Origin of the sequence: Microseira sp. BLCC-F43, from assembly GCF_041929235.1 — a bacterium.
GTDB lineage: Bacteria > Cyanobacteriota > Cyanobacteriia > Cyanobacteriales > Aerosakkonemataceae > Microseira.
Genome location: NZ_JBHFNP010000132.1, coordinates 21,698 through 28,970 on the forward strand (window position 1 = coordinate 21,698; position 7,273 = coordinate 28,970).

A 7,273-nucleotide genomic window follows, 5' to 3' on the forward strand; every position below is an offset into this window, starting at 1 on the left:
TCAAACCGCGCCAGTCGCTTTTCCTCCCCCGACTGAAGCAGGAGGGTCTCCCAGCTCCCGGAGGTGTTTTATGAAGAGAGAAAGTGACATCCTGATCGTTGGTGGCGGTATTATTGGACTCTCACTAGCTGTAGAACTGCGGCTCTTAGGCTCTACCGTCACGGTGATTAGCCGAGATTCCCAGGCAGCAGCAACAATGGCGGCGGCGGGAATGTTGGCTCCCCAAGCAGAAGGTTTACCAGCAGGTCCATTGCTGGATTTAGCCTTGACTTCCCGCGCCCTATACCCAGAATGGACGCGCAAACTTGAAGAATTGACAGGGTTATCATCTGGCTACTGGCCCTGCGGTATCCTTGCCCCAGTTTACCAGCAGGCGATGGGAAAAGACGCGGAGAGTGGGAGACGCGGCGAGGGGGAGAGTTTTGCCGCATCATTCCCCGCGTCACCCCTCTCCCTTGTCACCCCGTCCTCATCCACTGGCTCAGCACTATGGTTGGATAAAGAAGCAATTCATCAATGCCAAAGCGGACTGGGTGCAGATGTCATCGGCGGGTGGTGGTTCCCAGAAGATGCCCAAGTTGATAGTCGCGCCTTAGCACAAACGTTGCGGGCAGCATCCGCAGCGCTGGGTGTCAATATTATGGAAGGGGTTACAGTTGAAGGCATTGAGCAGCACCAAGGAGTTGCTCGCGCTGTTCAAACGTCAGCAGGCAAATTCTCTGCCTCCCAATATGTCCTCGCGGCGGGTGCTTGGTCAAATGAATTATGGCCCCTACCCGTCTATGCCAAAAAAGGGCAAATGCTATCGCTGCGAGTACCTCCAGGAATTCACCCACCCCTGCGACGAGTTCTGTTTGGCGAACAAACCTATATCGTGCCGCGTCAAGATGGTCAAATTGTCATCGGCGCTACCAGCGAGGATGTTGGATTTACCCCCCAAAATACCCCCGCTGGCATTCAAGCATTACTCGCTAACGCCATCCGCCTCTATCCCGCTTTAAAAGATTTTCCCATCGCCGAATTCTGGTGGGGATTTCGACCCGCCACACCAGATGAAATGCCGATTCTGGGAGCGAGTCCCATCCAAAATTTAACCTTTGCTACGGGTCACTACCGCAACGGTATTCTACTCGCCCCCATAACCGCCAAGCTGTTAGCAGACTATATTTTGCAGCAAAAATCCGACCCGCTGTTGGATAATTTCCACTATTCCCGCTTCTACAAACCTTCCGATTCCCCTAACGGCAAACTAGCCGTTTATCCTGGGGCTAAAATATCTACGACCTCTGCTACCAAACCAATGCAAGTATTAGATCGAACCATCGAAATCGTTAACGATCGCCCTTTAACTATTGCTGGCAAAACCTTTAACTCCCGTTTGATGACGGGAACTGGTAAATATCGCAACATCGAAGAAATGCAGCAAAGTATCGCTGCCAGCGGTTGTCAGATCGTTACGGTAGCAGTAAGAAGGGTACAAAGCAACGCCCCCGGGCATGAAGGGTTGGCAGAAGCTCTAGATTGGACGAAAATTTGGATGTTGCCCAATACCGCTGGTTGCAAAACCGCTGACGAAGCGATTCGGGTGGCGCGTCTGGGACGAGAAATGGCGAAATTATTAGGGCAAGAAGACAATAATTTTGTCAAGTTAGAAGTGATCCCAGATGCGAAATATTTGCTCCCCGACCCCATCGGCACTTTGGCAGCGGCAGAACAGCTAGTTAAGGAAGGCTTTGCCGTTTTGCCTTATATTAATGCCGATCCGATGTTGGCTAAACGGTTGGAAGAAGTCGGATGCGCCACGGTTATGCCTTTGGGATCGCCGATTGGTTCGGGTCAGGGATTGAAAACCGTCGCCAATTTGGAAATTATTATTGAAAATGCTGGAATTCCCGTCGTAGTCGATGCCGGAATCGGAACGCCCAGCGAGGCAGCGCAGGCAATGGAATTAGGGGCAGATGCGCTGTTGATTAATACTGCCATCGCTCAAGCTAAAAATCCCCCCGCCATGGCAAAAGCAATGAATCTGGCATCTCTTGCCGGACGTTTAGCTTATCTAGCCGGACGCATCCCCGTCAAGTCAAAGGCTAGCGCTAGTTCTCCCCTCACTGGCACTATTACTGGCTCTGCCTCGTAATGTAACAAAATGTAACAAAAATAGGAGAGTATTTATAATCTGTTTTTGTTACAGTTATTAATAATAAAAAGCCAGAGGAATTCGTTCATGCCTTATACCACAGAAGACGGCGGTCGGCTGAATAATTTTGCAATTGAACCAAAAGTTTACACGGCGGATGCGCCCACCCAGGAACAAAAGCGCAATTATGCAATTATGGGCGTTGCAGGCGCTTTGCTCGTTGGTTTGTTGGTCTTCGTAGCTTACGCTGTTTCCAACGCGAGTTAATCACCGAACTTTAATATCGAAAATTTAAGCGCGACCAGGTATCGATATCGCAGATACCTGGTTTTATATAATGGGGAATGGGTGAAAAGCGATTAGAATGGCTGGCGGATTATTCTATCTTGCGGCTGGGGATGCCACAATGAAATCAATATCCGTATTTTTTCAGCTAGATAGGCAGGAGCCTCACACCTACCCGTTAGGGAGGTGTTGATAGGAATGCCGCGTGAATTGAGGGGCGTTTCCTGACCGATGCGATAGCCTTCCGAAGGGAACAGCGCCAAAAGTCACAATATCTTTACGGGCTGACGCAGAAATTCGGCGTACAATTGTATTCATGCACAGCCGAAAATGCTGGCTTTCGCTGAACCTTGAAAACAAAGTATGGGGTTGTAGAGCAAGCATCGCGCTCTACGTAAAACTTTGTGCGAAATAGGTTGAACATACGTGTCGATTTCGATTTGTACTTGTTCAAAGTGGGGCAGGACGCGCACCTCACTCTAAAATGCTGGTAGGGAGGTAACTCCTGAAGGAAGTTCTACTCGTTCTTCGGAGCGACCCAGAAGCCTACACTTACTCGTAGAGAAGTGTAGGAGCGTCACATTGCGGTAAATTCAGTCGGCAACTAGATAAGTTGAAATCTGCGTGCGTAACCGTTCCCTTACCTTTGAAGAAATTGACCCCAGAACGCTGTTCCCATTTGAGCTAGATGAATTTCAGCACCAAGCGATCGCAGCTCTGAATGGGGGTCGTTCCGTTGTTGTTTGCGCCCCCACCGGGTCGGGAAAAACCCTGATCGGGGAATACGCAATTTATCGGGCGCTGCATCAAGGCGGACGGGTGTTTTATACCACACCCCTGAAAGCCCTGTCTAATCAAAAGTGGCGCGACTTCAGCAACCAATTTGGCGCGGATGAGGTGGGTTTACTGACGGGGGATGTATCAATTAACCGGGATGCGCCGATCTTGGTAATGACTACGGAAATTTTCCGCAACATGCTGTACGGCACTCCCATCGGGGAAGTCGGCACGTCTTTAGTCGGCGTCCAAGCGGTGGTTCTGGATGAGTGCCACTATATGAACGACCGCCAGCGGGGGACGGTTTGGGAAGAATCGATTATTTATTGTCCCCACGAGATTCAACTCGTAGCCTTATCAGCGACCGTCGCCAATAGTCAGCAGCTAACCGACTGGATCGACCAAGTTCACGGACCAACAGAATTAATTTACTCGGAATATCGCCCGATTCCCTTAGAATTTTACTTTGGCAATCCGAAAGGGATATTCCCCCTGCTCAACGAGAACAAAACCAAAATCAACCAGCGCCTCAAACCAAAAGGCGGACAAATTAAACCATCCCCTGGAAACCGTCCGGAAAGCCCGACTTTACCCTTTATTTTGAATCAATTGCGGGAACGGGACATGCTACCGGCAATTTATTTTATCTTCAGTCGTCGGGGTTGCGACCAAGCCGTGTCTGAAGTGAGTAACATGTCTTTGGTTAGTCCAGCGGAAGCGCAACAGTTAAAAATACGGATCGATGATTATTTAACTCGTTACCCGGAAGCGGCGAGAGTCGGACAAGTCGAACCCCTGTATCGGGGAATTGCCGCCCACCACGCCGGAATTTTACCCGCTTGGAAAGGGTTAGTGGAAGAATTGTTCCAAGAAGGTTTAATTAAAGTCGTATTTGCCACGGAAACTCTGGCGGCGGGAATTAACATGCCCGCCCGGACGACGGTAATTTCTACTTTATCTAAACGTACCGACCGGGGACACCGCCTGCTGACTCCTTCGGAATTCCTGCAAATGGCAGGGCGCGCAGGGCGTCGGGGAATGGACGAAATGGGTTATGTGGTGACGCTGCAAACGCCGTTTGAAGGGGCGAAGGATGCAGCTTATTTGGCGACATCGCGACCCGATCCCCTGGTGAGTCAGTTTACGCCGAGTTATGGCATGGTGCTGAACTTGCTGCAAACTCATAACTTGGAAGAAGCAAAGGAACTGGTAGAAAGGAGTTTTGGTCAGTATTTGGCGACATTGCACCTGCGACCGCAACAACAAGCGATCGCCGACTTATCCGCCGAAGTGGCTAATATCCAATCCCAAATCGAAGGGATCGACCCGGAAGCTTTGGCACAATACGAAAAACTGTACGAACGCAGCAAAAACGAGCAGAAAATCTTAAAAACCCTGCAACAGCACGCTGCTGCTATTTCTAGCAGCGATTTGGCATTGGCGGTGAATTTTGCGATCCCCGGAACGATCCTCAGTCTCAAAGGCAAGCACGTAACCGTTTCTGAGCCAATTACAGCCGTGTTGGTGAGTAAAATACCGGGATCGGGACAAAGTCCCTATTTGCTTTGCCTGGGGCAGAATAACCGCTGGTACGTCGTTGCCACCAGCGATGTGGTTGGTTTGCACGCCGAGTTGCCCCGCATCGCCGCTGTAGACAATATGGAACCGCCACCGCCGGAAATGGCGCTGAAGTTGGGGAGTTCTCGTGGAGGGACTGAGGGGACAAAAGCGATCGCACATCAAATACCCAATCCACCCACAACCGAAGAACCACCCGAAGTTTATGCCCAAAGACAGCGTGTAGCAGCAGTAGAAGCTCAATTAGCCAATCATCCGATTCACCAATGGGGCAACCCCGCCACGCTGATCAAACGTTACCACCGCCTGGTGAGGTTGCAAGACGAACTGCAAGATCGTCAGCAAAAACTGCATCGACAATCCCAACTACATTGGGAAGAATTTGTCAACCTAATTGAAATCTTACAAGGGTTTAGTTGCTTGGATGGCTTAACGCCTACTGCCAGAGGAGAAGCTGCCGCAGCGATTCGCGGCGATAACGAACTATGGCTGGGTTTGGCGTTAACGTCGGGAGAATTGGACGATCTCGACCCCCATCACCTCGCCGCTGCTTGTGCTGCCTTAGTCACCGAAACGCCCCGCCCAGATGCTGGCGTCTGCTACCCCTCCCCCGAAGTCGAAGAAGCTTTGGATCGCTTGCGGGGAGTGCGACGCCAGTTATTCCAAATGCAGCGGCGGCGCAATGTGGCTTTACCTGTTTGGTTGGAAGATGAATTAGTTGGTTTAATCGAACAATGGGCATTAGAAGCTGAATGGTCGCAAGTTTGCAGCAATACTAACTTAGACGAAGGGGATTTAGTGCGGATGTTGCGTCGCACATTGGATATTTTATCTCAATTGCCTCACGTGCCCCATTTGTCAGATGGGTTAAAGCGAAATGCAATTCGCGCGATTCAGATTATGGATCGATTCCCGGTGAATGAAATGGTGGGGTAAATGAATTTCAGATTTCAGATTTGAGATTTCAGATTTGCTGCACAAATATATAGGGAAGAGAGGTTGATGTGAGATGGAAACTTCAATTACAGGTGCGATCGCAAAGGCAAAAGCCGAAAATCGTTTTGTGAGCGATCGCGAACTACAAGCAGAAGAAGAAAGATTGAAGCAGTATCTGGCTCGGCTCGAAGCTGCTAGCTTACTGTTTAACCAAGCTCAAAGCTTAATTGATGCAGCACTCGAAGCCTTGGAGCAAAAGTTTTCTCATGAGGCTGCTACTTCTGAAAGCCAAGAAAAATTCAGATTGGAGATTGAAAATTATCTACATCTGATTCAATACAGTTTGGTTACTAATAGCACCGCAGCAATTGACGCTCATCTGAGCGATCGCAAGGATGAAATTACTGAAGGTTTAAATCTATCTGTTGACTGGATCGTTGAAGCGCTTAATTGTATTAAAGCAGATCGCAGGTTGAGTGAAAATGCAGCCGCAGCTAATATTTACATCGACTACACGAGCGATGCACTGCTGAGACTGAAAGAAAACCAGAATAAAGAAGAAAATTCTGCTACCTCAACAGTCAAACCATTTTGGGAAAGGTTAGCAGAAATTGGCGCACAAGTTCCAGAGTCAGAATGGGCAAAGATTCCTCGCGATCTAGCAACCAATTTTGAACATTATACGTATGGCGCGCCCAAAGAAGAATAAGGTGGCAACAAGTTGGGCGAATAAGCTAAAACTGATATAACGACCTCAGCCTTTAGCAAGGAAAAATTTACCCACTATGGGCTATCCGATTACCGCGTCTGCGAAAGACGAAATAAAGCCTGGGGTTTTCATGGAAACTAGCGCCACCCTCAGCGAGTCCGGTGAGTTAAACATCTGGACAAGAAGTTGGACTCACAACTTTTTGCAAGGCTCTCATTCGAGAGTTGTTGTTTATCTGCTTGGTGAAAACGACCACCATTGGGGAAAAACAGATGCACTTGCTTGTGGAATTGGTGGAATTGGAGAAACCCTATTGCCTATTTTTGACAAGTCGGTGAAATCTGACCGTTCGGAGCAATACAAATTTCAAATTCCTCCCGATTTTGTTTTACAAGTTAAGTCTCTGAAGATTGTCCATTTCAGCAAGAACAAGGATTTCGCGGAATATGTGAGGATATTGCATAGCCTTTTATCCGATGACAATCATCCAACTCATGTGACTAACAACTATACCGGCATCGGTCACATGGAGGGGTGTAGGCTAGGAGACAATGTTAAAGTCGGCGGCGTAATATATGAAGCCACAGGAAATCAGTTAACTCAAATAACAACGGAGAACAAACTTATGACTTCCAATCCCAAAAATGATACTCGTAGCGGTGATACAATAAATCAGAGTGGTAACTTTGGTATTGGTCACATGAGCGGCGGCAAGATTGAGGCGGATGCGAAAGTCGCTGGAGTGATTAACGAAGCCGAACAACAGAACTTAACCGAAGCTGCTGCCCAGATTCAACAATTACTCGAACACCTGGAGAAATCTTACCCAACTAATACTACTGCGGGGAAGA

At 48.8% G+C, this 7,273-nt stretch carries 5 protein-coding genes and 1 pseudogene; 5 read left to right on the plus strand and 1 reads right to left on the minus strand.

Annotated elements, in window-relative coordinates; genetic code table 11:
- The first annotated feature begins 70 nt into the window (after positions 1-70).
- Both ACE1CM_RS19030 and psb34 read left to right on the plus strand, forming a co-directional pair.
- Positions 71-2,137 (plus strand): FAD-dependent oxidoreductase, encoded by a 2,067-nt coding sequence (locus ACE1CM_RS19030; protein ID WP_374879322.1) that lies wholly within the window; start codon positions 71-73, stop codon positions 2,135-2,137.
- Between the two features lie 87 nt (positions 2,138-2,224).
- Positions 2,225-2,404 carry a photosystem II assembly protein Psb34 gene (gene psb34 / locus ACE1CM_RS19035; RefSeq protein ID WP_226587911.1) on the plus strand — a complete coding sequence of 60 codons (180 nt, stop codon included), beginning with the start codon at positions 2,225-2,227 and terminating at the stop codon, positions 2,402-2,404.
- 92 nt (positions 2,405-2,496) lie between these two features.
- On the opposite strand, the gene ACE1CM_RS19040 is transcribed toward psb34, so the two are convergent.
- Positions 2,497-2,685 (minus strand): hypothetical protein, encoded by a 189-nt coding sequence (locus ACE1CM_RS19040; RefSeq protein ID WP_374879324.1) that lies wholly within the window; start codon positions 2,683-2,685, stop codon positions 2,497-2,499.
- 361 nt (positions 2,686-3,046) lie between these two features.
- Here ACE1CM_RS19040 and ACE1CM_RS19045 point away from each other — a divergent pair, with 361 nt between their 5' ends.
- The 3 genes and pseudogenes from ACE1CM_RS19045 to ACE1CM_RS19055 form a co-directional block, all read left to right on the plus strand.
- Entirely contained in the window at positions 3,047-5,713 is a 2,667-nt protein-coding gene (locus ACE1CM_RS19045; protein ID WP_374879326.1) for a DEAD/DEAH box helicase, read from the plus strand.
- Positions 5,714-5,786: 73 nt separating this feature from the next.
- Entirely contained in the window at positions 5,787-6,422 is a 636-nt protein-coding gene (locus ACE1CM_RS19050) for a hypothetical protein (protein ID WP_374879328.1), read from the plus strand.
- Positions 6,423-6,498: 76 nt separating this feature from the next.
- Positions 6,499-7,273: pseudogene (locus ACE1CM_RS19055) on the plus strand (hypothetical protein); the annotation flags it as partial.

Bases quoted from the DNA above. Each gene is read 5' to 3' on its own strand.
- ACE1CM_RS19030 (WP_374879322.1), top strand. From the start codon at position 71: ATGAAGAGAGAAAGTGACATCCTGATCGTTGGTGGCGGTATTATTGGA.
- ACE1CM_RS19050 (WP_374879328.1), top strand. From the start codon at position 5,787: ATGGAAACTTCAATTACAGGTGCGATCGCAAAGGCAAAAGCCGAAAAT.
- psb34 (WP_226587911.1), top strand. From the start codon at position 2,225: ATGCCTTATACCACAGAAGACGGCGGTCGGCTGAATAATTTTGCAATT.